A 25,684-nucleotide genomic window follows, 5' to 3' on the forward strand; every position below is an offset into this window, starting at 1 on the left:
TTCTCCGCCGGTTATCAATGAGCCAATCGCTCGATGGTAGACAGGGCATTCGGTTTTCCTTCATCATCCATGAGAGCCGTGGCAATCAGCCAAATCTGAACCACTTCCCCTGACTTTGTTATTCGTTCGAGTTGCATGGGTTCAAACTTTTCGCCCTCGCTAATAAGCTCGATCATCATTTTTAGATCTGACTGACCATATTCTGTGACAATCTGCGAGACATTCAGGTCGAGTGCCTCTTCTTCTGTATAGCCATAGAGACGTTCAGCTGCCGGGTTCCAGGCCTTGATGTTGCCATGCAGATCCTGAACCGTAATGGCGTCATTCGAATCTCTGACAACGGTGGCCAAACGTCTCTCCCTGGCAAGGGCCTGTTTGATCTTATCAATATCCTTTATCGCACTGATATCGATGAATATCATCACTGCGCCGTCGATCCGGTTGTCCAGTGTCTTATAGGGACGAATGCTGATCGCATACCAGACACCTGAGTTGTCCTGTATTTCAATTGATTTGGTGGCCATGGAATCAATCACATCCAGGACTTCGGACTCCAGATCCGGTATATCGATATTCGCTTTGATGTTACCGATTGGCCTACCCACATCCGTATCGATAAGATTGAGCAGCTTCTCCGCCGCCTGGGTGAACTGACGAATGCGCAGATCGGAACCAAGCATCAGGATCGGCAGATTGACACTGGCCATCAGATTGGTCAGATCATCATTGGTACGGGCCAGTTCATCATTGCGAGTCTCCAACTCTTCATTGACCGTGGACAACTCTTCATTTGCCGATTGCAACTCTTCCTTGGCGGTCTCCATCTCTTCATTGGTGCTCTGAAGTTCTTCGTTGGTTGATTGAATCTCCTCATTGGCTGAGCGCAACTCTTCGTTGGTACCTTCCTGTTCTTCGACGATCGACTGCATATACTCCCGGGTGGTAACCACTTCACGCTCCAGCTCGCTATTACGAGCAACCAGCGCTTCAAGGTTTTCTTTCTGCTCTCCTTCGGCTTCGTCTGTGACAATCTGCTCTTTCGATGACACTGTCACCGGTTCGAACATGACCAGCAGGTTTTCCTCATTGCGTATCGCACCACCCAGGGAGAGCACCTGAATATTCACACGTTGAGCTTCACCACAGACCTTCAGGCGAACATGCTCCTTGCGTACCTTGCCACCCTCTTTGATGACACTGTGAATGGCTGCTCGCAATTCGACTACAAGGTCGGGATGGGCGATCTTGTAGAGATTCAGGGAGGCAGCGCCATCCGATGGCTCAATATAGGGCCAGGTACGTCCAAGGAAACGGATGACCATTTGATCGGAATTGACAATGACGCCGGGAGGCACATAGGTTTCCAACAGTAACCGATCGGCCTCTCGTTCAAGAGAGTAGACCAAAGTGAGATCATCGCCTCGTTCAGGTACCTCAATGGCTACCGGATTATGATTCTCACGAAACACAAAATCATTGTTCAGATGTGTGGCGACGGATTTCTTCTGATAGAGTTTCGCCTTTTTGTCCTGCATGGCAAACAGATCGGCCTGGCTACCGATGGTTTCAGATGTACCGAGCAGCAGAAATCCACCGGGTTGTAAGGCATAGTGGAATACCTGCAGGACTTTCTTCTGCAGTGTAGCGCCAAGATAGATCAGCAGATTTCGACAACTGATCAGATCGATGCGCGAGAATGGCGGATCCTTGATCACATTGTGGACAGCAAACACACACATATCACGCAACTGTTTGTTCACCTGATAGCCACCACTGACCTTGTGGAAGTAACGTTGCAGACGCACCTGGGAGACCTCGTCTTCGATCGTCTCAGGGTAGATGCCACTACGGGCCTTTTCGACGGCGCTTTCGTCAATGTCGCTGCCAAATATCTGGATTGGATAGTTGTCAGCCCGGTCACCAAGATATTCAATCAGTGTCATTGCGATGGAATAGGCTTCCTGACCCATAGAACAGCCTGGCACCCAGATGCGGATCGACGCATCCAACGGGCGGTTTTCCTGCAGTTTAGGATAGACCCTTGTTTTCAATGCATCGAAGCTTTCGGGATCACGCAAAAAGGCGGTGACATTGATCAATATATCCTGAAACAGGGCATCGATCTCTTGCGGATCCTGTTGCATCAACAAAATATACTCAGAAATCCGCTCTAACTTGTGCAATAGCATGCGCCGGTTGATACGACGTTTGACGGTAGTGGTCTTATAGTATGAAAAGTCGTTGCCAGTGCGTGCCCTTAGCAGAATGAATATTTTGTTCAGTTGTTCCTGGGTCGCTGTCAGCGTCTCCTCGGATTTGAGAAAGATCTGACCGGGACGCAGGGCTGTGTGACTGACAATCCGCACCAGCTCATGGGCGATATCAACCGGATTCAAAACAAAATCGATGCAGCCAGCAGACACGGCGCTTGCCGGCATGCCATCGTATTCCGCACTGTCACTGTCCTGAGCAAAGGTGATTCCACCCGCCTCTTTGATGGCACGGCAACCCAGCGTGCCATCGGAAGCGGTTCCCGACAGCACCACACCAATGGCACTTGAACCGCGATCATCCGCCATGCTCTGAAAAAACAGGTCTGCCGGATTGTAGAGTCTTTTATCTTTGGGTATTGGCATTAAACTTAGGCTGTTGTGCAGCAGAGTCAATTGCATTCCCGGCGGTATCACATAAACATGATCCGGCTCGATGTTCATGCCATCGGTAATCTCGAGCACAGGTAAGGGGCAATCTTTGGCCAGTATTTCAGGAAGTATGGATTTGTGGTTGGGATCCAGATGCTGAATGAGTACGAAACCCATACCCATTTCGCCAGATAAGTTTGAGAGCAGAGCTTTGAAGGCCTTCAGACCACCCGCCGACCCGGCAATGCCCACAACAGGCACATCCTCTGGGTGTTCTTTGATTTTCCCAACCTTCGGCTTGCTCGGCGCCTTTTTTTTCCGAACAGCGGTTGATGCGCCGCGTTTTGATCTCTTGGTACTGGTCATTTATGGTTATCCCAAAATACCGTTAACTACATCAACGGTCTAATCTACCAGAAATATATACATCCAGGTATTGAATAGGGTTACACCACAAAAACCTACATAAACACTAATTAATAAACTGATACACCCTATAATTTAAACTTTAGTTGGATCAACATAACCTGTCCAATATACCAGTTTCCAGATCTGTCAGACATTCTAGGCAAACTGGCAACCTGAATAACGCTCATAACTATAAAAAATCTTCACCTGACTCAATGAGCAGCGAAGGAATAACTCATGAAGGATTGGCTTGATACAAAATCATGCAGGAAGATTTTTTCGAACTCGATATGATCATTGAAGTTAAGCATCAGGGCTGTCAACACGAACCCAATCGGCCCTAGTGAACTGTACAGACCATACAGGGATCGAATGATCGAACAATATGCTGTACCGATACCGGCTCCTGCTCCCCAGCCCTGAGCTTGGCCCCCTGCAAGGCCACCTCAAGCGCACCGGGTTGACCTTTGGCGTCCCGGGGTGAGAAGTTCCAGGTGGTCGGCGCCACAATCTGATAGTTGAGAATGCGGCCGTTGCGGATTTTTATCCAGTGTCCCAGACTGCCCCGTGCCGCTTCCACCAGACCGGCCCCCTGCGCCTCCTGTGGCATGGCTGCATGATCACAGAAGGGCTGCTTTGGCTGGATCTCTCTGACCCAGGACTCCATCAGTAACGTCACCCGGGCAATCTCCAACAATCTGGCAATTACCCTGTTCCTCACATTACCACCGCTTTGGCTCACCAGATCCCTGATCAAGGGATGCCCGTCCACCTGCTGACGGGCCAGGGCACCAACCTCCACAACCTTGCCATCCAGTCTTGGCGCCTTACACCAGCTGTAGGCCTGTTCAATCTCCGCATCCGGCAGTGTAACGCCTTCAAAGGGGTGCTTGGGCGCTGTCTGATAGCCCATCCAACTGTGGCTGATATCTTCGGTGATCAGCTTGCTATCAAGGGGTTCGAGTTCTGTTTCCCAGAGCCCCTGTGCAAAGCTGTTACGGCCACTGAGTTGATAGGCACCATAACTCATAAAGCGGTCTTCAGCCTGTCCAAGCTGATCCAGCTCAAGCTCTCCCGCCACTTCAAGAAAGGCCCTGAAATCACTCCGATCCAGCGGCTGCTCGACGGACCAGGCCTGCAGAGCATCGGCACTATCCAGTGAGACGATATTTTCCAGGCTATCACCGAACAGCTGGGACTCCAGATAGCGACGGAAACCGAACAGGATCGCCTGCAGCCTCGCCTTCTCCTGCATCTCGATCGAGCGACTTACCCCACCAGGCTGAATGGCAAGACTGTGGGGCCATTTGCCCGCCATCAGTCCCATCAGATGCATGAACTGGGCGCGTGCTGCCAGCATCTCTCTGGCCGCACTACCGGTCTGCGCACGGAATCGGTTTGCGATCAACTCATACCAGGGCTCATTGCGGTAGGTCTCCCGGGCAAAGTCGGGCATGAAAAAGAGATAGAAGTGAGTCAGGTGGTCCGCCACGTTTTCGTTGGCCAGAATCAGATTGATGGCCAGGTCGCCGTTTGTCGGCATCGTGACGCCACTCAACTGGGCCAGAGCCCGCGCCGCCGCAACCGATTGGGATACCGAACAGATGCCGCATATTCTCGGTGTGTAGACCAGCGCATCAGCAGGCTCTTTACCCTGCAGGATCTGTTCGAAGCCACGGTAGAGTGAAGAGGAGACCTGGGCGGAAACCACCTGACCGGATTCAATCTCCAGCTCAACCTCCAGATCCCCCTCTACCCGATTGAACGGGCCCATGATGCGTCGAGTCACGTTTTCTCACCTGGCTTGCGGCTTGGTGGCACGCGGATATGATCGGCCACCGCATTCTCCTTCAGACGTTTCGGGGTGGCCGCCTTCGCCAGCGAGGCCAGCGCGACAAACCAGGCCTTGGGCATGTCGGTGGGCAGACCAACCGGTATACCGGCGATCTTGGGCGTTTCGGTAAACGGGTGACCCGGCTCTTCGAAACCCGGTGCAGTGCAGTTGATGCAGGCATACCCGCCGCGCAGACAGGAACCCTCACCGTTCCACAGGCGGGTATTGCAATCCGCATGGGCCTGGGTACCGAGACAGCCCATATGCTCCATCATGCAGCCCAGATCGGAAGACTTCTCCGCACTCGCCTTGTATTCGTAAAATTCATTGCGTGGACAACCGTGATGGACCAGGTGATCCGCATAGCTTCGAGGCCGACCCACGTGATCCAGGTGTTGCCGTTGCAGCTCCCCACAGGCCAGTTGCACCAGGGTCTCACTGACCCAGTTGGGATGTACCGGGCAACCGGCGATGTTGATCACCGGCAGACCCGACTCGTCACTGAAGCTCTGACCCAGCAATCCCCCCTTCTCATGTTCATCGTACTGCAGACCACAGGACTCACTGGGATTGTTACCAGCCGCTGTAATACCACCATAAGCGGCACAACTGCCCACTGCGATCACATGCCCGGCGACCTTGGCCAACCGTTCTATCCACTGCATCATCGGCTGGTCGGTTCCGGCAAAGCGATGAAACTTACCACTGCCGTTGGGACCACAAACCACGGAGCCCTCCAGACAGAGCAGATCCAGCCTGACCTCCCCATCGAGAATGCTCTTCAGCAACTCAATCAGTTCACTGCCACTGGCTTCACTCAGAGAGGGGTGCCAAAGCAGATTGATGCCGGCACTCTCCAGCAGGGTGAACAGATCCGGCCCCTCGGCACACAACAAAGATAGGCTGCATCCACCACAGCCGCCGGATTGCAGCCAGAGCAGATTGAGTGTCGGCTGATCACTCATCGTCCACTCCATTCAACGGCAGCTGCAGGGTAAAGATGGCTCCCCCTTGTGGGTGGTTATCCGCTTGCAGATCACCCCCCATATCCCGTGCCAGGCCATAACTGATATAGAGCCCCAGACCGGTACCCTTGCCTACCGCCTTGGTGGTGAAAAACGGATCGAATATCTTTTTCAGATCCGCTTGCGGAATCCCCGGGCCAACATCCCTGACTGTGACTGAAACCCGGGATTGGACTTTGCTGCAGCCGATAACCAGCTTGGGATCCTGCTGCCCCTCCATCACATCGATGGCGTTTTGCAGCAGATTGATGAGGACTTGGTGAACCTGTCCCTGGCGTCCGACGATCTGCAGATCATCGGGGAGATCACAGACGATATCCAGCTTCTCTCTGGCTGCCTTCACCACCCAGTGGACAGCGGTCTGGATGACCTGCCTGAGATCGAAACGTTCCGGCTTCTCCTTCTGCACTCCGGAGTAGCGACGTAGATCGAGTACGATGTTACTGATGCGCTCAGCCCCCTCCATGGTGCCATCGATCAACGGCCCCATGTCGGACTCGATGCGATCGATACGAAAATCCTCCCGCAACTTCTGATTCAGTTCGGCAGACAGTTGATCACCTACCGCCGACAGATAGCCATTGATCCGTTCACCATAACGTTTCAAGGCGTGCATGTTGCCGAACACCACACTGATCGGATTATTCAACTCATGGGCCACCCCGGCCACCAGACGCCCCAGAGAGGCCATCTTTTCCGAGTGGACCAACTGCTCCTGAGTCTGTTTCAGATCCCCATGGGCCTTATTCAGTTTCTCATAGGCTCGGCGCAACTCGCCGACCGGTCTGCCGATCAACACCATACCCATCAGACGCCCTTTTACGTCATAGCGGGATGAGCAGTTCATCGCCAGGGGCATCGAGCCACCCTCCAGGGTTTGCAGATTGACTTCACAATCCATAATCGCATCACTGCCCAGTTTCTCGGCAAACTCCCCCGCCAGGGGTTGCGACTCTTCACCAAACAACTCGACAAACGATCGATGCAGCCATTCCGCTTCCGGCTTGCCGGTAAGATCCTCGAGCGCCTGGTTGACCTGCAGAATACGGCCCTGCACATCACACACCACCAGCACCTCGGTCATCGACTCGAGTACGCTGCGAATAAACTGCTGAGCCTCCTCCAGTTCCGCGTTCTTTTGCTCCAACTCTACCTGGTAGTGGACCAGATCCGCATAGACCTTATCCATTTTCTGGATCACATCGATCCAGGCGCTCTCCGTGGACTCGGAGAACTCGATCGGGGTGTCCATGCCGACCTTGTCGATCAGGCTGGGACTTGGAGATTCCTTAGTCTCTGTCATAACGGCTCCCTGTCAACCGATTACATCAGTCAGACCTTTGGTTACTTCGGTATGGCTCTGCATCTTGATCGTCTATGCCTCAAATTACTCTGTTTTTTAGTATTGTACGGTTGGCTATTACCCCACCATATCTTCATCATCGCGCAGCTGTTCGATCTTCTCCAGACCGTAACGCTCCAGTTTGCTGCGCAAACCGACTCTGGAGAGTCCCAGCTCTTTCGCCGCCTGACTCTTATTCCAGCGGTTGCGGATCAGACACTCTTTCAGGATCCGCGCCTCCAGGGATTCGACCCGCTCCTTCAGGGTGCCGTTCAATCCATCCACCAGTTCGATATCCCCATCATCCGCTTCAGGGGTCGCTCTCAGCACCCGGGGTGAGAGCAGATCGGCACCGAGCAACTTACCCTCCCCCATCACCAGCATATGACGGATCTCATTCTGCAGCTCCCGAACATTGCCAGGCCACTGGTAGGCCTGCATACAGGCCAGAGTCTCATTGGTAAATCCTTCCACCCGTTTGCCCAGCTGCTTCATGGAGGATTCCAGAATACTGTTGGCGATCAGTGGAATATCCATCTTGCGATCACGCAAAGCGGGCAGCTGAATGGTCACGGTTGCCAACCGATAGTATAGATCCTCACGGAATCGTCCCTCCCGGACCTCCTTCTCCAGATCCCGGTTGGTGGCCGCAATGATGCGTACATCGACCTGCCGGGTCTGACTGCTGCCGAGGGGACGGATCTCCCCCTCCTGCAACACCCGCAGGAGTTTTACCTGAAATGCCGCGGAGACCTCACCCACTTCATCGAGGAAAACCGTGCCGCCGCTGGCCCGCTCAAACAGCCCGGCCCGATCCTCGACGGCACCGGTAAAAGCGCCCCGTTTGTAACCGAACAGTTCACTCTCCAGCAGCTCATCGGGGAGTGCGCCGCAATTCTCCACCACGAAGGGTTGCTGCCAACGGTTGCTGTTGTAGTGCAGCGCCCTGGCCGCCAGCTCCTTACCGGTACCCGACTCACCGGTCAGCAGTACCGAGATATCGTAGGGGGATACCCGGCGGATCTTTTCACACACCTGGTTCATGCAACTCTGCGGAGTGCGTACGATCTGATCGTCACAACTGTAGTCATCCCGCAGTCGCTGACTCTTCTCATCCGCCATCGTCTGCAGCCGGCTGGGCGACATCTTCAGTTCTATGCTGAGGATCTCGTTCTTACGCTGCAGCTCAAACAGCTCGGCGGCATTTTTCAGCAGCAGTATCAGACTGTCCGGATGCCAGGGTTTGGTGACGAACTGATAGATGCCCGCCTCATTCACCGCGCTGATGATATCCTCGGAATCGGTATAACCGGAGATGATCATGCGGATCACTTCGGGCCACTGTTCACGCACCTGCTTGAGAAACTCCACCCCGGTGATATCCGGCATGCGTTGATCACAGAGGATGATCTGAACCCACTGGCTCTGCAGAATGGCTCTTGCCTGCTCCACATTCTCTGCGGTCTGAATATCGAATTCATCCTCCAGAATCCGCTCCAGGGTCTCCAGGCTGCGGACCTCATCGTCCACGATCAAGACGGTTGGACGACTGCTCATGAGGCACACTTCCACTGGTTGTCGGTACGGCGATGACGGGCAATCGTCAACGGAGTACGGGATTTGGCGATCTTGTGTACAAAGTTGTAACGGGCGATATGGTAGCTTGGATCAAAGCCGTAGAAATTACGTTTCATCTGCTCCAGTTCCTCCTCCCTGTATTGCGACAGGGCTTTTTGCAGCTCGTCCGCTGTGCGGCGGGCACGCTTATAATGTAGACGCTTGACAAACGCCGGGGCGGCGATCATCGCCTCAGCCAGTTTTCTGACCTGTGCCAGATAGGCGTCGCCACGCTGATCAATCACCCGATCCACCAACTGCAGTTCCGCTGCTTGGGCTGCGCCCATGGGCAGCCGGTTATGAATGATGGTCTGGGCATGCTCCTCACCCACATAGCGGGGTAACAGATAGCTCCAGTACTCCGATCCATAGAGATTGCCCATATCCTTGTAATGAGGATTGAGGATCACACCGTTCCGGGCCCAGACCTCATCAGCGGCTCGGGCGAGAAACACCCCACCGGCACCCGCATTGCCCTGCAGTGCCGCTATGGTCAGATGGGATTCTGTATTGATGATCTCCAAAGCCAGATCATCGATGGCGTTGATATTCTCCCAGGAGGCATCCGCCGCACTCTCGGCGGCCTCGATCAGATTGAGATGCATACCGTTCGACCAGTAGTCCGGACCACCGAGTAACACGATGGCCTGAGTATCACACTGTTTTGCCTCCCGGTAGGCTTCAAGCAGGGTACGGCACTGACCGCTGCTCATGGCACCGTTGTAAAAAGGAAAGTGGAGATAGCCAACCCCATCGGCCTCTTCATACCATACCTCCCGATAACCACTCTCTGCGGTTGGCCTGACTTCCGGCAGTTGCGTCAGCTGACCTGCCAGCAGTGTGCTGGCCGGCAGTTTGAAAGGGATCTCGCCGTCACTGAGCTTGAGGTGTCCGATCCAGACCGCCCCATCGATGGTGGCAATACAGATCGCAGGTCCGGATTTGGCGATCACCTCACCCGGTCTACCCTTCAGCTCGCTCTCAACTCTGGCATCGTAGAGATAACATGGGTGATCAAACAGAGAGTCTTTGACTCCAGGCACGCCATCACCGCTCTGCAGTTTACGCATTACCAGTTCTGTAGTGTCCTGTTGCCAATCGATCTGGCGCTGCTGCTGTGTCATCAACGGTTGCCACTGGCCAGAATCGGACTGTTTGAGTTGATCCTGGGGCAGCGGCTGGTAGTCGTCGGCTTGAAACCGCGCCACCGCAAGCAGCACCGCTTTCACCGCCGCCTCGGTGACTTCATTGCGATAGAGGCTCCCTTTGCTCGCCTGGCGCATGACAAATTCGCAACTGGCCCAGATATCGCCCCCGTCCATCTCACCATTGGCCTGGAGTACCGTGACACCCCAACGGGATCGACCCTGCAGAATGGCCCAATCCAGTGAAGATGGCCCCCGGTCTCCGGGAATCCCTGGATGAACCACCAGACAGGTATGCTGTTGCCAGATCGATTCAGGGATCGCCCGTTTCAGAAAGGGTGCAATGATTAAGTCGGGCGTGGCGAGCAGCACCGCCTCCCTGGCCACGCTGTCGTTGATATCGAACTCGACCGAGACCTGGTGACCCAGGGCCTCCAGTTCGACAAACAGCCGTTGAGTGAGGCTGTTGAAGGCGTGACTTAAAAACAGGATTCGCATATCAGGGCCTTTTTAGCAGATTCTGGGGAGCTGCTCGCCGGTAAGCCAATCGACCACCCGGCTGCCGCCGAACAGTGTCTCCATCTGCACAAAGTGATGGGGATCTTCAATCACCCGTCCGATAACGGCACTCTCCCCACCCAGTGGATGAGCCCGCATCACCGGCAGCAGACGCTCAGCATCCGCCTCGGAACAGATACAGATCAGTTTGCCCTCATTGGCCACATAGAGGGGATCCAGACCCAACAGCTCGCAGGCCGAGGCGACAGCGGGCTTGACCGGTATCTCGGCCTCGCTCAACTGCATGCCCACTTGTGATTGCTGGGCCAGCTCATTCAGCGTGGTGGCCAGACCACCCCGGGTTGGGTCGCGCAGAGAGTGGATATCCGGCGCCACCGCCACCATCTGTTCAACCAGGGTGTGGAGTGCGGCTGAGTCGGAGGTAATGGAGGTTTCAAACTCCAGGTTCTCCCGGCTCGACATGATGGTGACCCCATGATCACCCATACTGCCGCTAACGATGATCAAATCCCCCGGCACGGCCCGGTCACCGGAGATATCGATCCCCTGGGGCACCACCCCGATACCGGTGGTGGTGATGAATACACCATCCCCTTTGCCCTTCTCCACCACCTTGGTGTCGCCGGTCACAACCGGCACACCCGCTTCATTGGCGGCTCGACTCATGCTGATCACGATCCGTTCCAGATCGGCGAGGGGGAACCCCTCTTCCAGTATGAAACCGGCGGAGAGATAGGTGGGACGGGCACCGGACATGGCCACATCATTGATGGTGCCATGCACAGCCAGTGAGCCGATATCACCACCGGGAAAAAACAGCGGGGAGATCACATGACCATCCACACTCATCACCATGCGACCCGCGTGCACATCGAAGCTGGCCTGATCGTTGGCCTGGCGCAGCAGTTCATTATCGAAATGCTTCAGAAACAGCTCCTGAATCAACTGAGCCATTGCCCGACCACCACTGCCATGGGTCATATCAACTTTCCCCTTGCGGGTGTCGAGTCGTAGAGTAAAAGGTTTCACCTGGGCATTCATATCGCCACCTCTGTTGATGCGCTCTTTGCTTCTGGTTGACGGAATCGGCCATAACTCCAGTAGGCGGCACAGGCCCCCTCCGACGAGACCATGCAGGAACCCATTGGATTGTCAGGGGTACAGACCACCCCGAACAGTTTGCAGTCGGTAGGACGCTTCGCCCCACGCAGGATCGCCGGACACTCGCACCCTTTAACCTCCTTTGCCGGACTGACCGGGATCTGAAATCGCTGCTCCGCATCGTACTCCTGGTAGTCCGCTTTGATTTTCAGTGCGCTGTAGGGCACCAGCCCCAAACCCCGCCACTCAAAACTGCGACGTAACTCGAACACTTCCGCAACCAGTCGCTGAGCTTTTTGATTCCCCTCACGGGTCACCACCCGGGTATATTCGTTCTCCACCTCATAGCGCCCTTGATTCAGTTGTCGGATCAGCATCAGCACCGACTGCATCACATCCAGTGGCTCGAATCCGGCGATCACCACCGGCCGTTGAAACTCTTCGGCAAAGAACTCATAGGGGCGACTGCCGATCACCGAGCTGACATGGGAGGGTCCGAAGAAGCCATGAATGGCCACCGAACCGATCTCTCTGACTTCGGGGGACTCCAGGATGTTCTGGATGGCGGCCGGTGTCAGCACATGATTACAGAACAGACTGAAGTTCTTCAGTCCTTCCCGCCTGGCCTGCTGCAGCGCTACCGCACTTGGGGGAGTGGTGGTCTCAAAGCCGATCGCCAGAAACACCACCTGCCGATCGGGATTCTCCCGGGCGATGTTCAACGCATCCTGGGTGGAGTAGACCATCCTCACATCGCCACCGGCCGCCTTCACCTTGATCAGACTGTTGCGACCGCTTGCCGGTACCCGCAGCAGATCCCCATAGGTGCAGAGAATCACATCCTCCGCTTCAACCAGATGGATGGCATTGTCGATGCGCCCGACCGGCAGCACACACACTGGACAGCCGGGACCGTGGATAAAACGCACATTGCCCGGCATCAGGTCCTGCACCCCATAACGGAAAATTGCATGGGTATGGCCACCGCAGAACTCCATCAGATGGTAGCTTCTGCCTGTATCAACCTCATCCCGGATGGCTGCTGCCAGCTGCTTGGCCAGCTTGTGCTGGCGAAACTCGTCGACATATTTCATGGGGTCACTCCGGCTTGTGCAAACAGTTCAAGGGTTCGCTGGGCCTCCTCCTCACTCACCTTGTTGAGGGCATAACCGACATGAATCAGTACGAAGTCACCCACAGTCACATTCTCCACCAGGGCCAGTGAAACCGCTTTCCTGACTTCACCCAGTTCCACTGTGGCGTTATCAGCCAGCTCATCGATAGCGACAACTTTTGCCGGTATGGCCAGACACATGTTTGTTCACTCCGTCTTTTAAGTGATACGAAAGAACCGCAACTGGACTACTTGGCGCGCTTTTTCGGATGACCGATCAGCGCTGTCTGCCGGGTGGAGAGCAGCCACTGATACCACTCGTCCATGCCTTCTCCGGTTTTGGCGGAGAGCTCCAGCACTCGAATCCGCGGATTGACCTGTTGGGCGTAGGCGATGCATTGCGCCACATCGAAATCCAGATAGGGCAGCAGATCGATTTTGTTCAACAGCATCAGGTCGGCGGCGTGAAACATATCCGGATACTTGATCGGTTTGTCCTCACCTTCGGTGACAGAGAGTATGGCTACTTTATGGGCCTCACCCAGATCGAAGGCGGCGGGACAGACCAGGTTACCCACATTCTCGATGAACAGCAGACTGCCATCCTCCGGCTGCAGACTCTCCACCGCGTGCCCCACCATATGGCCATCCAGATGACAGCCTTTGCCGGTGTTTATCTGAATCGCCTTGGCACCGGTGCTGCGAATGCGTTCCGCATCATTGGCGGTCTGCTGATCCCCTTCGATCACCGCAACACTGAATTCAGCCTGCATATCTTCAATGGTTCGGGAGAGCAGACTGGTTTTACCTGAGCCAGGGCTGGAGACCAGATTCAATACATGAATCCCATGCTCACTGAAGTATTGTCGGTTGGCCGCCGCATATTGATTGTTCTTGCCCAGGATATCCTGTTCGATCTGCACCATACGCGCCTGACTCATCCCCGGCGCATGGGCATGTGCCGCTCCTTTTCCATAGTCATGAGTATGCTCGTGGCTATGTTCATGACTGGGCTCGTGGTGATGATGCTGATGATCATCAATCGTTGTTTCACCTTCACCGCAACCGCAGACTGTGCACATGGCTCTTATCCTCTAATCATTAACTGCATTCACTGATGTCTGTTCCGACATCGCTTTGTTCATTGTGGATCGGTTATTCCACTTCCAGCTCTTTGACACGCATCTCATCCCCCCCGGTGACCTGCAACTGATAACTGCCGCAATCGGGGCAGGCATCGAATCTGGCTGCCACCTTCACCTGCTTTGAGCATGGCATGCACCAGGCCTCGCCGGGCACATCGATGATCTCCAGTTTAGCCCCATCCGCGAGGGTCTCTTTCATCACCACATCGAAGCCGAAGCGCATCGCCTCTTTCTCCACACCGGAGAGTTCACCGATCTCCAGCCAGACACGCTTCACCTTGCTGAAACCCTGACTGGCCGAACTCTCCTCGAGTATCTGCAACACCCCTTCACAGAGTGACATCTCATGCATCAGCGCAACTCCAGTTGAAAACCGACACAGGGATCGACCGCACCGATCAGCAGTTCCGCCTGCTGCATCAGCTGCTTTTGATGCTTGGCTGAGAGGCTTTTCAGACCCTGACAGACCACACCACGGGGATGAAAATTCCACTCTGTGGGCGCCACGATCTGATACTGGCGGATCACACCATCCTGCTGTACTGCGCGATGGAAGAGACGTCCTCTGGCGGCTTCAACTTCACCCAATCCCTGCTGAGATAGTTCTGTATCATGGTGGCGTTCAATGGAATCCGATGTGCCTTTCAACCGACTCAGCTGCCGGGTCAGTTTTGCCGGTATGGATGCCAGCTCAAGCAGCCTGGCAACCAGACGTGGTATGACACCCTGTCCATACGGCTGCATCAGCTGTTCGATCAATGGGTGACTCAACTGCCTGGTCAGTGGCCCGGTCTCGTAGATCTGACCCTGCCAGTCGGGCGCTGAGATAAAGTCATCCGCATCAGTTTCCGACAAGCGTCGACATACTTTGCGGTGATCCAATGAAGGTAGCGGCTCAACTCCCCAGTCGCCCGAATCACTCTGTGTCTGGTCGCGTAGATCTCTGAGTAGTGCAGCGGCAAGGGTGTCGCACTTATCGAGCCAATGGTTAAACGCCCGTTGATCCTCAAGCTGATACCACTCTGCCGGTGAGACAGCGAATATCTTCTCATGGCAGAGCTGGTCGATACGCTGAATGATCGACTCGATGGCTGCCGCATCGAAACTAATCGACGGCTGCAGGGTAAAGCTGTCACCCTGTTGAAAACAGGCCTGCCTCGCATCACTCATCAGGGTTGCAAGGGTTGCCAGGTGATCACGACTCAATGCTGTCTCGGAGTGGCTGGACCAGTCGCTCATGATGCGCCACAGATGCTCCCTGGCAGTCTCCACATTGACCAGCATCTGCTCCAACAGATGTATCCGCCAATCTGCGGTTATCCCGGTTGCCTGACGACACGCCTTGACCGCGGCTGACGATTGGGCGGTTGCACAGATACTGTAGAGCATGGGTATCATGGTCAACAACTCATCGACCGCTTTGCCATGAAATATTTTAGGCAGATTGAGCGGTCTGGTTGAGTTGATCACAACCTGATTTACCCGGTCATCCTGACACTGTAGCTCGATCCTGATTTCACCCTCGATACTCACTGCTCGCCATCCTGATGAATGGTGCCGCGCAACAGATCACGACGACTCACTGGCTGCTGCAGACGCTCACTGATGGCGACTGAACGTTCCGGTTCGGAACTTTCATCGGTTGTCGTTTCATCTTCTTCCGCTTCACCATGCCAACGACGATTGATCTCACTCTCACAAGTGGAGAGTCCATCCTGATTCTCCTCATCCATGATCGCCAGCATCACCTGTGTGGCGGTAGTGACTGCAGTCTGTTGATCACTGAACTCAAACATGGGGGAAAACAGTGAGCACATCTGATAGCGGCCTATACCCTCCTCTTCCCCCAGGATGAAATCATAGGGTCCGGAAGGAAACAGATGGGTCTGCTTGTCGCCGATCCGCTTCTCACGCCAGCTGTCCCCTTCATGGGGAATCAACATCAGGTTCATGAACCAGGGGGTGATCAATACCCCAAGACAGAGATCCTGCCATTGGCGAAATCCAACCGCTTCAACCTGCAAGGCGGGATTCAACAGCGGCAGACCCTGCATACGCTGCTGCTCAATACTACGAAACTGTACTTCCAGTCCTTCGATGATGTAGTCGGGGCAGATCATGCATCCTCCTGCAGCACCATGAACTCCTGCTTCTTACCATCGCAATTGGGGCAGCTCCAGTGATCCGGCAGTTGCGAGAAGGGGGTACCCGGAGGTATCTGCCAATAGTCATCACCCTCAACGGGATCGTAGACATACCAGCAGATCTTACACTCCAGACGACTCCCATCCTGCAACTTCTCATTATCGCCGCCATAGGAACCGGCAAAGAAGTTCCTGTTCACAGATAGGCCTCCAGTATCTCACTCAGACGCTCTGCACTGTCCTGTATATCTTCATGGGCCGCTGCGGCCACCGCTGGAATGGCACCGATTTCGATGGTATTGAGAATATTCTTATCCTGTGAGTTGAAGTACTGCACCCACCAGACATTCTGCACCGCTGTACTGGTGATCCGGCAGTTACCATAACCCCGGGAGAGTATGGTGAGTGGCCCTTTGCCCAACACGCTGGTGAGAAACTCAATATCCGCTTCGGTTTGCGGCAGCAGAGTCAGGTTGATGATATGGTTTTCAGTTCCCGGTCTGTATTCAGCAACCTTGTCATTGATCTCAGCCAGCAAGGGAGGTGCATTGATCACCCCCTGCGGAATTGAGTCCCGCTGCTGCTCTACCCGATGAGCCGCCTGTTTGAAAACATGCCGCAGACTTAACCTCGGTACGTAGGCCACTTCCACGGTATCTGCGGTCACTTCATCAGCATCATTGTAATAGCGCACCCGCCAGAGACCAGCCATAACCGACTCCTGAATCTGCGCATGGGTATCGGTCGAATGGTAGACCATGCTGACTTCACCCTCACCCAGCACCTGATCGATCAGCTGCTTGTTTGCTCTGTCCAGGTGATCGATATCGATGTATTCCGGTTTCACCTGCCTGGCCTTGGCCTGCGTTTTCAACGTCACATCCAGCTGTTTCAGGAGCGCCATGCCATCCTGCAGTTTGCTCATATCCTCCACATTCTGCAGGCTGGGCATACTGAAGGTGGACATCTCATCAGGCAGTTGCAGGATCTCCAGATCCGTCCCATCCTCTTCCGCGGGTTGTGAGCCGGGACCGCTGACTGTCAAAGGACTATTGATTTCGTTCATACTGGCTACCCCGATTTAGTGGCAGTGGGAATCCGCACTGACCACGGGAATATTGATCGGCTTGACTGTGGCAGGTTGGGCATTGAGAAGCCGTTCTATCTCTGCCAGATAGACATCCCAATCCTGCATCTTTGAAATCGCTCCCACATAGGCACCATCCTTGAGCAGGACCAATGATGGCCAACCATCGAAGGGAAAACGGGCGTGCAGTTGATGTTCGGCGGCACGATCCACAATGGCGACCTGAAAGCGTTCAGCGAAAGCATCCATCAACAGGGGTATCACCACCGCCACATCACTACTCTCGGGAAACTGCTGCGGGTTTTCAGTGAAAAACAGCAGTGTATGGCTCTGCTTAGCGGCAAAGCTTTCGAGAGAGTGCTCATCGACCAGAGGAACAGCCCGCTGTTCCATAAGTGCATTGATTAAAGCTGATGACATCGCCATCTCCTGTTATGTGTTATCTACGGCTTTGGCCTGAGATGTTCAGGCAGTTGTGGTGTTCTATCGACCAGATCCGCAAACAGATGGTCGACCTCTGATTCACCGCTCAATGCCAGGTCGAGTGCCTGCAGTGCCTGACTGATCTGCTCAGCGCGTTGCTCGCTCAGCACCTCTCTGGCACTGTTGAGAAACACCAGCAGCCAACTGCCTACCGGCTGATCACCCACCAGCAGGGTATCGACTCTGCGACTTTCACCCATCCCCCGACAGAGGGCTGTGGTGCCTTCTGTTGAGACCACCTGCATGGGAATCCCGATACACACTAGTCGCTCTCTCCCTGACGATACTTATCGAGATGGGCATCCACGTCGACGCTCACCGCACTGCCCTGTATATCGATCGGTCGATAGGCCACTTCAAAGGCATCCGATTGCAGCACCCTGGCGTCTCCCGCCCGACAGGCCGATTCGTTTGAAGGACGTTCAGCTTCATAGGTCTGCATGTCGGATATCGCACCCTGCAGCAGCGTGTCGGGAGTCATCGGCTGATCCCGAAGTTCGGCCTGAATACCAAAATCCGCCAGATAGTTCAGAACCAGGTCGATGGCCGGTTCAATCTGTTCACGGACCTTCGGTCGCAAACTGCCACCGAAATCCTCCAACTCCTCGGGCTGAACCCCGACCAGCAGCAGATGCTGTGGGTAGTCACCCAGCATCTCCGCCATCGCCAACACCTCCTGAAAACCGGTCTGATGCAGACTGACCTTCTTCGCTCCAAGGAACTTCGGCACCTGATCCCCTTCAACCCGCTTCAGGCTTCCACCCGGCAGGCCATAATCCACCGCATCGAACACCACCAGCACCTCCGCCTCGCGGATGTGCTGTACCAGGTAGATACCCTGGGTACCCCCATCCATTAGTCTTACATTGGCTGGAAACCGGTAGTTTCGCTGTAGGCTCTCCAGGGCGCGCACACCGAAACCCTCATCGGCCCAAAGTAGATTGCCGATACCGAGAATCAAGACTGAAGGTGTTTCGCTCATAGGTGGATCCTGTGATTGCGATTAGCGTTGTCTGCACTGATTGCAAGCCACGCGCCAATCCCTGCCAGGCTTATTTAGTTATTGTTTTTATTGATTTTTATTGAAGAGTCTTCAAGCCACAGCAAAACCAAACCGGTCATTTGGTTATCACTTCTGTTCAATTTTGGAAACATACTTTTCATTTTTGACGCAGAATCGGTTGATTACAGCAGTTTTCAACAGGGGACCCGGAGGCAGAGTGGAAACTTGATAATCACCCCAATTTCTCTACGGGATATCGGTTTTCATCCGACATGACCCCCACAGAGATGTCAGGCGTGATACCCATCCCCATCAATCGTCACTGAAAAAAAAGCGCGGGGTCCGCGCTTTGCAAACGGCGTTGTTGAACCATCCCTGGTCACGCCGGAGGGTTTTCAAGAAAAATCAGGGGCGATCATCCTTGAACATGCGCCAGCCGCTGATCATGGTACTGATCAGACTCTGACGGGAGACGATATCCTCCCGGATTGCCACATAGACATGAACAATGACGAATACCACGATGATCCACATTCCCCAGTGGTGCCACAGACGCACATCCTGGCTCTGTCCTACCAGGGGAATCAGCCAGCCAAACAACTGATCCTGCCAACTGCCCAATCCGGTCTGCTCTGCATAGAGTGAAAAACCGGTCAATACCATGGCGATTCCGCCCACTGTGATGATCGCCACCATGGTGATGTGGGCCAGGGGATTGTGGCCTTCATACTTCTTCGGTTCCTTTTCCAGAAAGGCGTACCAGCGCACCTCATGTATCAGCTCTTTCCAGAATGAGAGCCGATAGAAAGGCAGATGAAAGAGTTCACGGGAGTGCTCATTTCCGACAAACGCCCAATATATTCTGCCGATGAATCCGACAGTAAAAATATAAGCCGCCGCAAAATGGGCAAATCGCATATAGCCCATCAGAAAATGGTCACTCGCTTCGCCCGGTAAGGTGGGTAGAGGATTGGCAATAAAATAGCCGGTAACCGCAAGCACCAAAATCGCCAGCGCATTGATCCAATGCCATAACCTGACAGGGGCTTCATAGACATAGACAGCAGTGCGTTTAATGGTCGTTTGCATTGGCGTCTCTCCTGAATCGATTTATTATGATCGTCTGTTCACTACCGGTTGTTTCCATTGGTGTGGCCGGGCCGCACCCTACCTCCCGCCACACCCGGAAATTCACTGATTTTTTTGTAACCGGGCAAAGGCAATAACCCCCAGTACCCCGGCCAGCAGCATCAACGGCAGTGGATGTTCAGCGATCAGATGCAGAATGACCGAAAAGAGTGTTGCATCACTGTGCTCACCAACGTGGGCCAGCAGAGGGCTGCTTGCCAACAAACCACCTAAACCAATCATTAGCTTTTTCATCTCAACTCCTAATACAACTTAATACGATTAATCAAACAGAAGCAGTGAGTTAGCGCACCTTCACCTTTGCCAACTCCTTACCCTCTTCACTCATCACATGAGTTGAGCAGGCCAGACAGGGATCGAAACTGTGCAGAGTGCGAAGTATTTCCACCGGCTCTTCAGCCCTGGCTACCTTGGTATTCATCAATGAGGCCTCGAAGGCACCGATGTTGCCTTCGCTGTCCCGGGGTGAACCGTTCCAGGTGGTGGGCACCACACACTGGTAGTTGTCAATGCGGGTATCCTTGATCTTGATCCAGTGTCCCAGGGCACCGCGCGGAGCCTCACTGAAACCTACACCTTTCGCCTCCCTCGGCCAGGTCTCCGGATCCCAGTTATCCACATTCGCAGTGGACGAATCGCCCGCCTTGATGTTGGCGATCAGCTTATCCATGAAGTAGCGCATCTTGTCGGCAGCCCAATCCGCCTCAAGACCGCGCGCCGCCGTGCGACCCAGGGTGGAGAAGAGAGCGGTGACCGGCACATCCAGCGTCTTGAGTACAAAGTTGATCTGCTCGGTAATCTCTTCATGACCACTGGCATAACCGACGATATAGCGGGCCAGAGGACCAACCTCCATGGGGTGGCCACGCCAGCGGGGCGCCTTGATCCAGGAGTATTTGGCATTCTCATCGATCTGCTCGATATTGGTCTTGGTGCCTTTGGCGTTGGGACCCAGCTCATAGTTGGGCTCGGTCACCCCATCCCAGGGGTGCAGACCTTTGACGCCACTCGGATAGTTGTACCAGGAGTGCGGCACATACTCCTGAATCTCTTCCGGATTGCGCAGATCGACTTCATGCACCTCTTTCAGATTGCCATTGATGATGGCGCCTCTGGGCATCATCAGGTTGGCTGTGGTGTAGTCGTTGGCCCGATCAGGAATATCGCCATAGGAGAGTACATTGGTGCTCGCCAGACCACCGCCATACAACCACCCTTTGTAGAATTGAGCCACTGCCAGCAGGTCTGGAATATAGACATTCTTGATGAACTCCCGGGAGCTGTCGATGATGTGGGAGATCTGATTCAGATTGACCATGTTGAGGGCACCGACAGAGCCAACCCCATCCAGATTGATCGGACAGGGCACACCACCCACCAACCAGTTCGGGTGGGGATCCTTACCACCGAGAATGGTGCGGATCTTCATGATCTCCTTCTGAAAATCGAGGGCCTCCAGATAGTGAGTCACCACCATCAGATCTGCTTCCGGTGGCAACAGGTAGGCGGGATTGTCCCAGTATCCGTTTTTAAATGGACCAAGCTGGCCACTCTCGACAAACTTCTTCAGTCGGTTCTGGATATCGCGGAAATAGCCCGGCGAGGATTTGGCATGCTTCGGCGAGACCTTCTGCTGCAACTCGGAAGTGGCCTTGGGATCCGCCTTCAGTGCATTCACCGGATTGACCCAGTCGAGCGCATGCAGATGGTAGAAGTGCACCAGATGATCATGAACCTGCAGGGTCAACTGCATGATATTGCGAATCGAGTTGGCGTTGTCCGGAATCTCGATCTTCAAGGCATCTTCCACTGCACGTACCGAGGTCAAGGCGTGAGTACCCGTGCAGACACCACAGATCCGCTGGGTAAAGGCCCAGGCATCACGGGGATCACGCCCCTTGAGGATCACTTCAAGTCCGCGCCACATGGTGCCGGTTGAGACCGCATTGCGGATCACATTCTCTTCGTCCAGATTTACTTCACAGCGCATATGGCCTTCGATACGGGTTACCGGATCGACCACCACACGCTGACCTGAATCATCCAGTTTGAAACCGTTGGGAGTAGTCTTGGTGCTCATTGATCACGGTCTCCTTTCTTTTGCGCGTTCTTGATGGCAGTGACCGCCGCATGGGCAGCGGCGGTTGCGCCGACAATACCGGCAGCAGCCAGACCGACTTTATCCGCATTCGCCTCGACGCCGAACTGATGGGTATCGGTGACATGCTGATAGAACGAGCCTTTGTCCCAGAAACCATCTTCCGAACAGCCAATACAGCCATGACCGGCCTGAATCGGAAAGGAGAGCCCGCCATTCCAACGGATGGTTGAACAGGCGTTATAAGTGGTAGGCCCTTTACACCCCATCTTGTAGAGGCAGTAACCCTTACGCGCAGAGTCGTCGTCCCAGGCTTCGACGAACTGCCCCGCATCGAAATGGGGACGTCGATAGCACTTGTCGTGGATGCGTTGACTGTAGAACATCTTCGGCCTTCCCTGCCGATCAAGTTCAGGAAACTTTTCAAAAGTCAGGATATAGGTCACCACCGCCGTCATCACTTCCGCAATGGGCGGACAACCAGGCACCTTGATGATCGGCTTATTCGCCAGCCCCGGCACTTTATGAACCGGTGTGGCCCGGGTGGGATTGGGTCGCGCTGCCTGCACACAACCCCAGGAGGCACAGGAGCCCCAGGAGATGATCGCTTTGCAGTGTTCCGCAGCCATTTTCAACTGTTCAACGAAGGGCTTGCCACCGATGATGCAGTACATGCCATCCTCATCCAGTGGAGGATTGCCTTCCACCGCCAGGATGAAGTTGCCATCATATTTTTCAATGGTCTCTTCGATGATCGCTTCCGCCTGATGTCCGGCAGCCGCCATGATGGTGTCGTCATAATCGAGGGAGATCATCGACAACACCACATCCTTCGCCAAAGGGTGTGCGGAGCGGATAAAGGATTCGGAACAGCAGGTACACTCGAGGCCGTGCAGCCAGATCACAGGGATCCGGGGTTTGGTCTCCATGGCCTCGGCAATACGAGGCACCACAGCCGGACCCAACCCCAGGGCGGAAGCCGTCAAACTGCAGAACTTCAGAAAACTGCGACGGGTAATCCCCTGCCGTCGCATGACTTGGTAAAAGGTTTCGGTCATCACCCTGCTCCTCCAGGTCGTTTGAATGGGCTATGCGGTCTTATTCTTCTTTCCGCACTTTCCACTACGGGAGCAACAGTTATGCCATATTAATTAATTTAATTTATTTCAATGAGTTACCATTTTAAGGAAGCGAAGATCCAAAACCGAAGTGTACGCCAATCTTTCGTCACCACTCAGTGAGTGGCAAGCTACTTTCCAGTCATTACAGAGACCCGCTCAGCAGTTGTTTTGTTGAATCACCTTACGGTTAGTTGCTCATTCAATGCTCGCATTTATCCAGATTTTCCTTTGCACCAGGTAAAACTGAAAGCAGAAATGTGGCAATTAGGATCAATGGAGCAAATAACATAAGCAGCAATCCGGCAAACATAACGATCTGCTGCATGTAGAAAATGTCAGGTACGATATTGCTGCCGGCCAGAATCATCAGGATACCTGCAATAAAAAATATGGAGGAGACAACGACCCCCTCCCGCATCGATTTACAGCCGATCTTCAATAGACCCATTGGTTATCCTCAATTCTATAGACGACTAGGCAAACTCAATCCCCGCCAAGCAGTTTATCTGCCTCACCTGGTGACAAACCAAACTCCTCTTCAATCATCCGGTTCCATTTATCCCTTTTGAATACGGCTTTATCCGGTACAGCTCTGTGTACCAGATTGTAGTGACATTCGATGCAGCTCTTCTCTTTTGCGTCTTCGGTATGGATCAGAACCGTATCCGGCCGGGTACCATAGATTGCCTCTTTGACATGGCAACGTTTACAGGTAGCCGAATCACGTTGTTTGAACCACTCCCTGGCGGCAAAGGCAGCGTCAGGCAGATGCAGCGCATTGATCACTGGATCATCGTAATCAGCACCGAACAATTGATTGAACAGATCCTTGCCTCCGATAAAGTGATCCCAGGTGGCGGCGAACACACCTTCGGATACATGACAGTCGCCACAACTCGCCTGCACACCCGAAGCGGGCCGGTAGTGGGAGGATTGCCGATAGGGTTCAGCTACCAGCTCCATGGAGTGGCAGGTTGTGCAGAATGTTTCCGTGCTGGTGATATGATCGAACTCAGTCAGAAACAGTACAAAACCGATACCGGCAAAACCACCGATCAACAGTGCAAACAGAACATGGCGAGTAATGAACAGCGGCAGTCTCAGCTTACTCATGGCTCTCTTTCCCAATGCCGTAACCAAGAATCGGATTCGGTTTACCCGGATTGTTCAACCAGCTGTGTTGATCCTGGCTGGTAACATGCATCTCAATCAACTCATTGGCGGTCTCTTCTCCGGCGAGTTGACGAAGCTGGGGCAGAAACTCACCATAAAAATTCTGTGCTACCTTGTGCATCCCCTCCCATGAGGCGTAGTTTGGACTCATCATCGCAGCACCATGACGCGCAGCCGTTCCCTCATCGTGCCAGAGCCGCCAAAAGCTGAACTCAATCGGTTCATCAAACGGCGCAGGGGTCAGCAGTTGCTTCTCATAGAGTGCCGACATGATTGCCTGAGCCGGTTTACCGAACTTATCGTTATACAGCTTAACCAGATTATCGAACTGCTTCATGTAGCTGTTTACGAAGTTCTTGCCATGACACTCAAGACAGACCTTGGTCATGATCTGTCGACGCCGTTTAGGACTGGCAACCGCCTTCACCTTACCCATGCTGCCATCCAGTTTACTCAGCTCCGAACCTCGTCTTGGAGCTGGCTGGGAATCGGGCAGTTCCCTACGATCCCCATCGTCGAAGATGACCAGATACTGCTGCTCGGATACCGGACGATTGAGACTCCAGGCATCCCGCATCCCCACATCGTGACTTCCCTTCACGCCCGGAGTGGTGCCCATATGGCAGGTGACACAGGTTGGTGCGGCACTATAGTCCTTACCAAGTACCCACTGATCGCTATCCAGATTCATTTTCGATCGGTTGGCTTCATAGAGCATGCCGTGCTTTGAGCTTGCGTAGACTTCATCGTCCGGCGAGTCGGAACCGGTGTGACACCAGGTGCAGGCGCTCGGATCCCTGGCCTGCGCTTTGGAAAAACTGTGACGCCCATGACAGGCTGAACATGAGCCGAGGGAACCGTCCGGATTGATCCGCCCGATGCCGGTATTGGGCCATGTTTCAGGCGTCAGGGTACCGTCACCACGCACGACCACTTCGGAGCCATGACACTGGGCACAGCCTGCAGCAACCATCTCTTTGCCGCTCAGATTATCTGCCAGCGCAGGCAAGCGGTTCTTGATCATACTCAGCGCTTTTGCATGGACCGATCCTTCAGTCTCTTTAAACTCTTTGACATGGCAACGGCCGCAATCCTTAGGCGAAACAATGGTGGCGATGATTGCACCTTCATGCTCTATTGCATCGTTGTCGACCTGATCGGCCAAGTGACAATCGAGGCAGTTCACCCCAGCTTCGGCATGGGCACTGTTCTGCCATTCATGGGTTAAAGCCGCTGAGGATTTTTTATGGCAGGAGACACACTCCTTGCCCTCTTCCAGACCCCAGTTACTCGGATCAAGTTTTACTTTCTCGGCGACAGCCGGAGGAATCAATACAAACAGAAATAAGAACGCGAAGAGTGTCCAATGACCGCTACGTCCAAGTGATTGCTCTGTGAGCATGCCTCCCCCTTGCAATATGCGTTCTTACTATTTTTAAGCCGCTCAATAGCGGCAGCCATTACACCTAATTTTTGCTGTGCGTTATCTTTTGCTTAGTTATTTAGTAGGAAATTGTATCTGTTGCAGATATCA

At 54.0% G+C, this 25,684-nt stretch carries 25 protein-coding genes; all 25 read right to left on the reverse strand.

Going from position 1 to position 25,684, the window contains the following annotated elements:
* Window positions 1-14: 14 nt before the first annotated feature.
* Window positions 15-3,008: a CheR family methyltransferase gene (locus A3193_RS10485; RefSeq protein WP_083218677.1), complete on the reverse strand. Its 2,994-nt coding sequence runs from the start codon at window positions 3,006-3,008 to the stop codon at window positions 15-17.
* A gap of 382 nt (window positions 3,009-3,390) precedes the next feature.
* Window positions 3,391-4,839, reverse strand: a complete 1,449-nt coding sequence (locus A3193_RS10490; RefSeq protein WP_069006769.1) for a nickel-dependent hydrogenase large subunit — start codon at window positions 4,837-4,839, stop codon at window positions 3,391-3,393.
* A complete protein-coding gene (locus A3193_RS10495) occupies window positions 4,836-5,849 on the reverse strand; it encodes an NADH-quinone oxidoreductase subunit B family protein (RefSeq protein WP_083218679.1) in 1,014 nt (337 codons plus the stop codon). The genes A3193_RS10490 and A3193_RS10495 overlap by 4 nt, the downstream gene beginning before the upstream one ends.
* Window positions 5,842-7,212 carry a PAS domain-containing sensor histidine kinase gene (locus A3193_RS10500; protein ID WP_071933793.1) on the reverse strand — a complete coding sequence of 457 codons (1,371 nt, stop codon included), beginning with the start codon at window positions 7,210-7,212 and terminating at the stop codon, window positions 5,842-5,844. The genes A3193_RS10495 and A3193_RS10500 overlap by 8 nt, the downstream gene beginning before the upstream one ends.
* A gap of 117 nt (window positions 7,213-7,329) precedes the next feature.
* Window positions 7,330-8,808, reverse strand: coding sequence for a sigma-54-dependent transcriptional regulator (locus A3193_RS10505; protein ID WP_069006771.1), 1,479 nt, complete (start codon window positions 8,806-8,808; stop codon window positions 7,330-7,332).
* Window positions 8,805-10,511: an enoyl-CoA hydratase-related protein gene (locus tag A3193_RS10510; protein WP_069006772.1), complete on the reverse strand. Its 1,707-nt coding sequence runs from the start codon at window positions 10,509-10,511 to the stop codon at window positions 8,805-8,807. The genes A3193_RS10505 and A3193_RS10510 overlap by 4 nt, the downstream gene beginning before the upstream one ends.
* 12 nt (window positions 10,512-10,523) lie before the next feature.
* Window positions 10,524-11,573, reverse strand: coding sequence for a hydrogenase expression/formation protein HypE (gene hypE / locus A3193_RS10515; RefSeq protein WP_069006825.1), 1,050 nt, complete (start codon window positions 11,571-11,573; stop codon window positions 10,524-10,526).
* Complete coding sequence (gene hypD / locus A3193_RS10520; protein WP_069014666.1) at window positions 11,570-12,727, reverse strand: hydrogenase formation protein HypD; 1,158 nt, start codon at window positions 12,725-12,727, stop codon at window positions 11,570-11,572. The genes hypE and hypD overlap by 4 nt, the downstream gene beginning before the upstream one ends.
* Window positions 12,724-12,948: a HypC/HybG/HupF family hydrogenase formation chaperone gene (locus A3193_RS10525; RefSeq protein WP_069006774.1), complete on the reverse strand. Its 225-nt coding sequence runs from the start codon at window positions 12,946-12,948 to the stop codon at window positions 12,724-12,726. Before A3193_RS10525 ends, hypD begins: the two co-directional genes overlap by 4 nt.
* Window positions 12,949-12,995: 47 nt before the next feature.
* Window positions 12,996-13,829: a hydrogenase nickel incorporation protein HypB gene (gene hypB, locus A3193_RS10530; protein WP_069014667.1), complete on the reverse strand. Its 834-nt coding sequence runs from the start codon at window positions 13,827-13,829 to the stop codon at window positions 12,996-12,998.
* A 73-nt stretch (window positions 13,830-13,902) separates the two neighbouring features.
* Window positions 13,903-14,244 (reverse strand): hydrogenase maturation nickel metallochaperone HypA, encoded by a 342-nt coding sequence (gene hypA / locus A3193_RS10535; protein WP_069006776.1) that lies wholly within the window; start codon window positions 14,242-14,244, stop codon window positions 13,903-13,905.
* The gene (locus tag A3193_RS10540; RefSeq protein WP_069014668.1) at window positions 14,244-15,425 is read right to left on the reverse strand and encodes a nickel-dependent hydrogenase large subunit; all 1,182 of its coding nucleotides are present in this window, start codon (window positions 15,423-15,425) and stop codon (window positions 14,244-14,246) included. Before A3193_RS10540 ends, hypA begins: the two co-directional genes overlap by 1 nt.
* On the reverse strand, window positions 15,422-16,012 hold the full coding sequence (gene hybE / locus A3193_RS10545; protein WP_069006778.1) for a [NiFe]-hydrogenase assembly chaperone HybE: 591 nt from the start codon (window positions 16,010-16,012) through the stop codon (window positions 15,422-15,424). Before hybE ends, A3193_RS10540 begins: the two co-directional genes overlap by 4 nt.
* Entirely contained in the window at window positions 16,009-16,236 is a 228-nt protein-coding gene (locus A3193_RS10550; protein ID WP_069006779.1) for a rubredoxin, read from the reverse strand. The genes hybE and A3193_RS10550 overlap by 4 nt, the downstream gene beginning before the upstream one ends.
* Window positions 16,233-17,102, reverse strand: coding sequence for a hydrogenase expression/formation protein (locus A3193_RS10555; protein WP_069006780.1), 870 nt, complete (start codon window positions 17,100-17,102; stop codon window positions 16,233-16,235). The genes A3193_RS10550 and A3193_RS10555 overlap by 4 nt, the downstream gene beginning before the upstream one ends.
* 15 nt (window positions 17,103-17,117) lie before the next feature.
* Window positions 17,118-17,543 (reverse strand): thioredoxin domain-containing protein, encoded by a 426-nt coding sequence (locus A3193_RS10560; protein ID WP_069014669.1) that lies wholly within the window; start codon window positions 17,541-17,543, stop codon window positions 17,118-17,120.
* Between the two features lie 23 nt (window positions 17,544-17,566).
* Window positions 17,567-17,869 carry a HypC/HybG/HupF family hydrogenase formation chaperone gene (locus tag A3193_RS10565; RefSeq protein WP_069006782.1) on the reverse strand — a complete coding sequence of 101 codons (303 nt, stop codon included), beginning with the start codon at window positions 17,867-17,869 and terminating at the stop codon, window positions 17,567-17,569.
* The gene (locus A3193_RS10570) at window positions 17,869-18,588 is read right to left on the reverse strand and encodes a HyaD/HybD family hydrogenase maturation endopeptidase (protein ID WP_069014670.1); all 720 of its coding nucleotides are present in this window, start codon (window positions 18,586-18,588) and stop codon (window positions 17,869-17,871) included. The genes A3193_RS10565 and A3193_RS10570 overlap by 1 nt, the downstream gene beginning before the upstream one ends.
* A gap of 426 nt (window positions 18,589-19,014) precedes the next feature.
* Window positions 19,015-19,698, reverse strand: coding sequence for a Ni/Fe-hydrogenase, b-type cytochrome subunit (gene cybH / locus A3193_RS10575; RefSeq protein ID WP_069006784.1), 684 nt, complete (start codon window positions 19,696-19,698; stop codon window positions 19,015-19,017).
* 102 nt (window positions 19,699-19,800) lie between these two features.
* Complete coding sequence (locus A3193_RS10580) at window positions 19,801-19,992, reverse strand: hypothetical protein (RefSeq protein ID WP_069006785.1); 192 nt, start codon at window positions 19,990-19,992, stop codon at window positions 19,801-19,803.
* A gap of 49 nt (window positions 19,993-20,041) precedes the next feature.
* Window positions 20,042-21,838: a nickel-dependent hydrogenase large subunit gene (locus A3193_RS10585; protein WP_069014671.1), complete on the reverse strand. Its 1,797-nt coding sequence runs from the start codon at window positions 21,836-21,838 to the stop codon at window positions 20,042-20,044.
* Entirely contained in the window at window positions 21,835-22,914 is a 1,080-nt protein-coding gene (locus A3193_RS10590) for a hydrogenase small subunit (RefSeq protein WP_069006787.1), read from the reverse strand. The genes A3193_RS10585 and A3193_RS10590 overlap by 4 nt, the downstream gene beginning before the upstream one ends.
* Window positions 22,915-23,176: 262 nt before the next feature.
* Window positions 23,177-23,425: a hypothetical protein gene (locus A3193_RS10595; RefSeq protein WP_069014672.1), complete on the reverse strand. Its 249-nt coding sequence runs from the start codon at window positions 23,423-23,425 to the stop codon at window positions 23,177-23,179.
* A gap of 35 nt (window positions 23,426-23,460) precedes the next feature.
* A complete protein-coding gene (locus A3193_RS10600; RefSeq protein WP_069014673.1) occupies window positions 23,461-24,090 on the reverse strand; it encodes a cytochrome c3 family protein in 630 nt (209 codons plus the stop codon).
* On the reverse strand, window positions 24,083-25,552 hold the full coding sequence (locus A3193_RS10605; RefSeq protein ID WP_083218683.1) for a multiheme c-type cytochrome: 1,470 nt from the start codon (window positions 25,550-25,552) through the stop codon (window positions 24,083-24,085). Before A3193_RS10605 ends, A3193_RS10600 begins: the two co-directional genes overlap by 8 nt.
* Between the last annotated feature and the right edge of the window lie 132 nt (window positions 25,553-25,684).

Source organism: Candidatus Thiodiazotropha endoloripes (genome assembly GCF_001708965.1).
GTDB classification, from domain to species: Bacteria; Pseudomonadota; Gammaproteobacteria; order Chromatiales; family Chromatiaceae; genus Thiodiazotropha; species Thiodiazotropha endoloripes.

Coding starts and splice junctions, on each gene's coding strand:
- A3193_RS10485 (WP_083218677.1), bottom strand. CDS start 3,008: ATGACCAGTACCAAGAGATCAAAACGCGGCGCATCAACCGCTGTTCGG.
- A3193_RS10495 (WP_083218679.1), bottom strand. CDS start 5,849: ATGAGTGATCAGCCGACACTCAATCTGCTCTGGCTGCAATCCGGCGGC.
- A3193_RS10500 (WP_071933793.1), bottom strand. CDS start 7,212: ATGACAGAGACTAAGGAATCTCCAAGTCCCAGCCTGATCGACAAGGTC.
- A3193_RS10505 (WP_069006771.1), bottom strand. CDS start 8,808: ATGAGCAGTCGTCCAACCGTCTTGATCGTGGACGATGAGGTCCGCAGC.
- A3193_RS10510 (WP_069006772.1), bottom strand. CDS start 10,511: ATGCGAATCCTGTTTTTAAGTCACGCCTTCAACAGCCTCACTCAACGG.
- hypE (WP_069006825.1), bottom strand. CDS start 11,573: ATGAATGCCCAGGTGAAACCTTTTACTCTACGACTCGACACCCGCAAG.
- hypD (WP_069014666.1), bottom strand. CDS start 12,727: ATGAAATATGTCGACGAGTTTCGCCAGCACAAGCTGGCCAAGCAGCTG.
- A3193_RS10525 (WP_069006774.1), bottom strand. CDS start 12,948: ATGTGTCTGGCCATACCGGCAAAAGTTGTCGCTATCGATGAGCTGGCT.
- hypB (WP_069014667.1), bottom strand. CDS start 13,829: ATGTGCACAGTCTGCGGTTGCGGTGAAGGTGAAACAACGATTGATGAT.
- hypA (WP_069006776.1), bottom strand. CDS start 14,244: ATGCATGAGATGTCACTCTGTGAAGGGGTGTTGCAGATACTCGAGGAG.
- hybE (WP_069006778.1), bottom strand. CDS start 16,012: ATGATCTGCCCCGACTACATCATCGAAGGACTGGAAGTACAGTTTCGT.
- A3193_RS10555 (WP_069006780.1), bottom strand. CDS start 17,102: ATGAACGAAATCAATAGTCCTTTGACAGTCAGCGGTCCCGGCTCACAA.
- A3193_RS10560 (WP_069014669.1), bottom strand. CDS start 17,543: ATGTCATCAGCTTTAATCAATGCACTTATGGAACAGCGGGCTGTTCCT.
- A3193_RS10570 (WP_069014670.1), bottom strand. CDS start 18,588: ATGAGCGAAACACCTTCAGTCTTGATTCTCGGTATCGGCAATCTACTT.
- cybH (WP_069006784.1), bottom strand. CDS start 19,698: ATGCAAACGACCATTAAACGCACTGCTGTCTATGTCTATGAAGCCCCT.
- A3193_RS10580 (WP_069006785.1), bottom strand. CDS start 19,992: ATGAAAAAGCTAATGATTGGTTTAGGTGGTTTGTTGGCAAGCAGCCCT.
- A3193_RS10585 (WP_069014671.1), bottom strand. CDS start 21,838: ATGAGCACCAAGACTACTCCCAACGGTTTCAAACTGGATGATTCAGGT.
- A3193_RS10590 (WP_069006787.1), bottom strand. CDS start 22,914: ATGACCGAAACCTTTTACCAAGTCATGCGACGGCAGGGGATTACCCGT.
- A3193_RS10595 (WP_069014672.1), bottom strand. CDS start 23,425: ATGGGTCTATTGAAGATCGGCTGTAAATCGATGCGGGAGGGGGTCGTT.
- A3193_RS10600 (WP_069014673.1), bottom strand. CDS start 24,090: ATGAGTAAGCTGAGACTGCCGCTGTTCATTACTCGCCATGTTCTGTTT.
- A3193_RS10605 (WP_083218683.1), bottom strand. CDS start 25,552: ATGCTCACAGAGCAATCACTTGGACGTAGCGGTCATTGGACACTCTTC.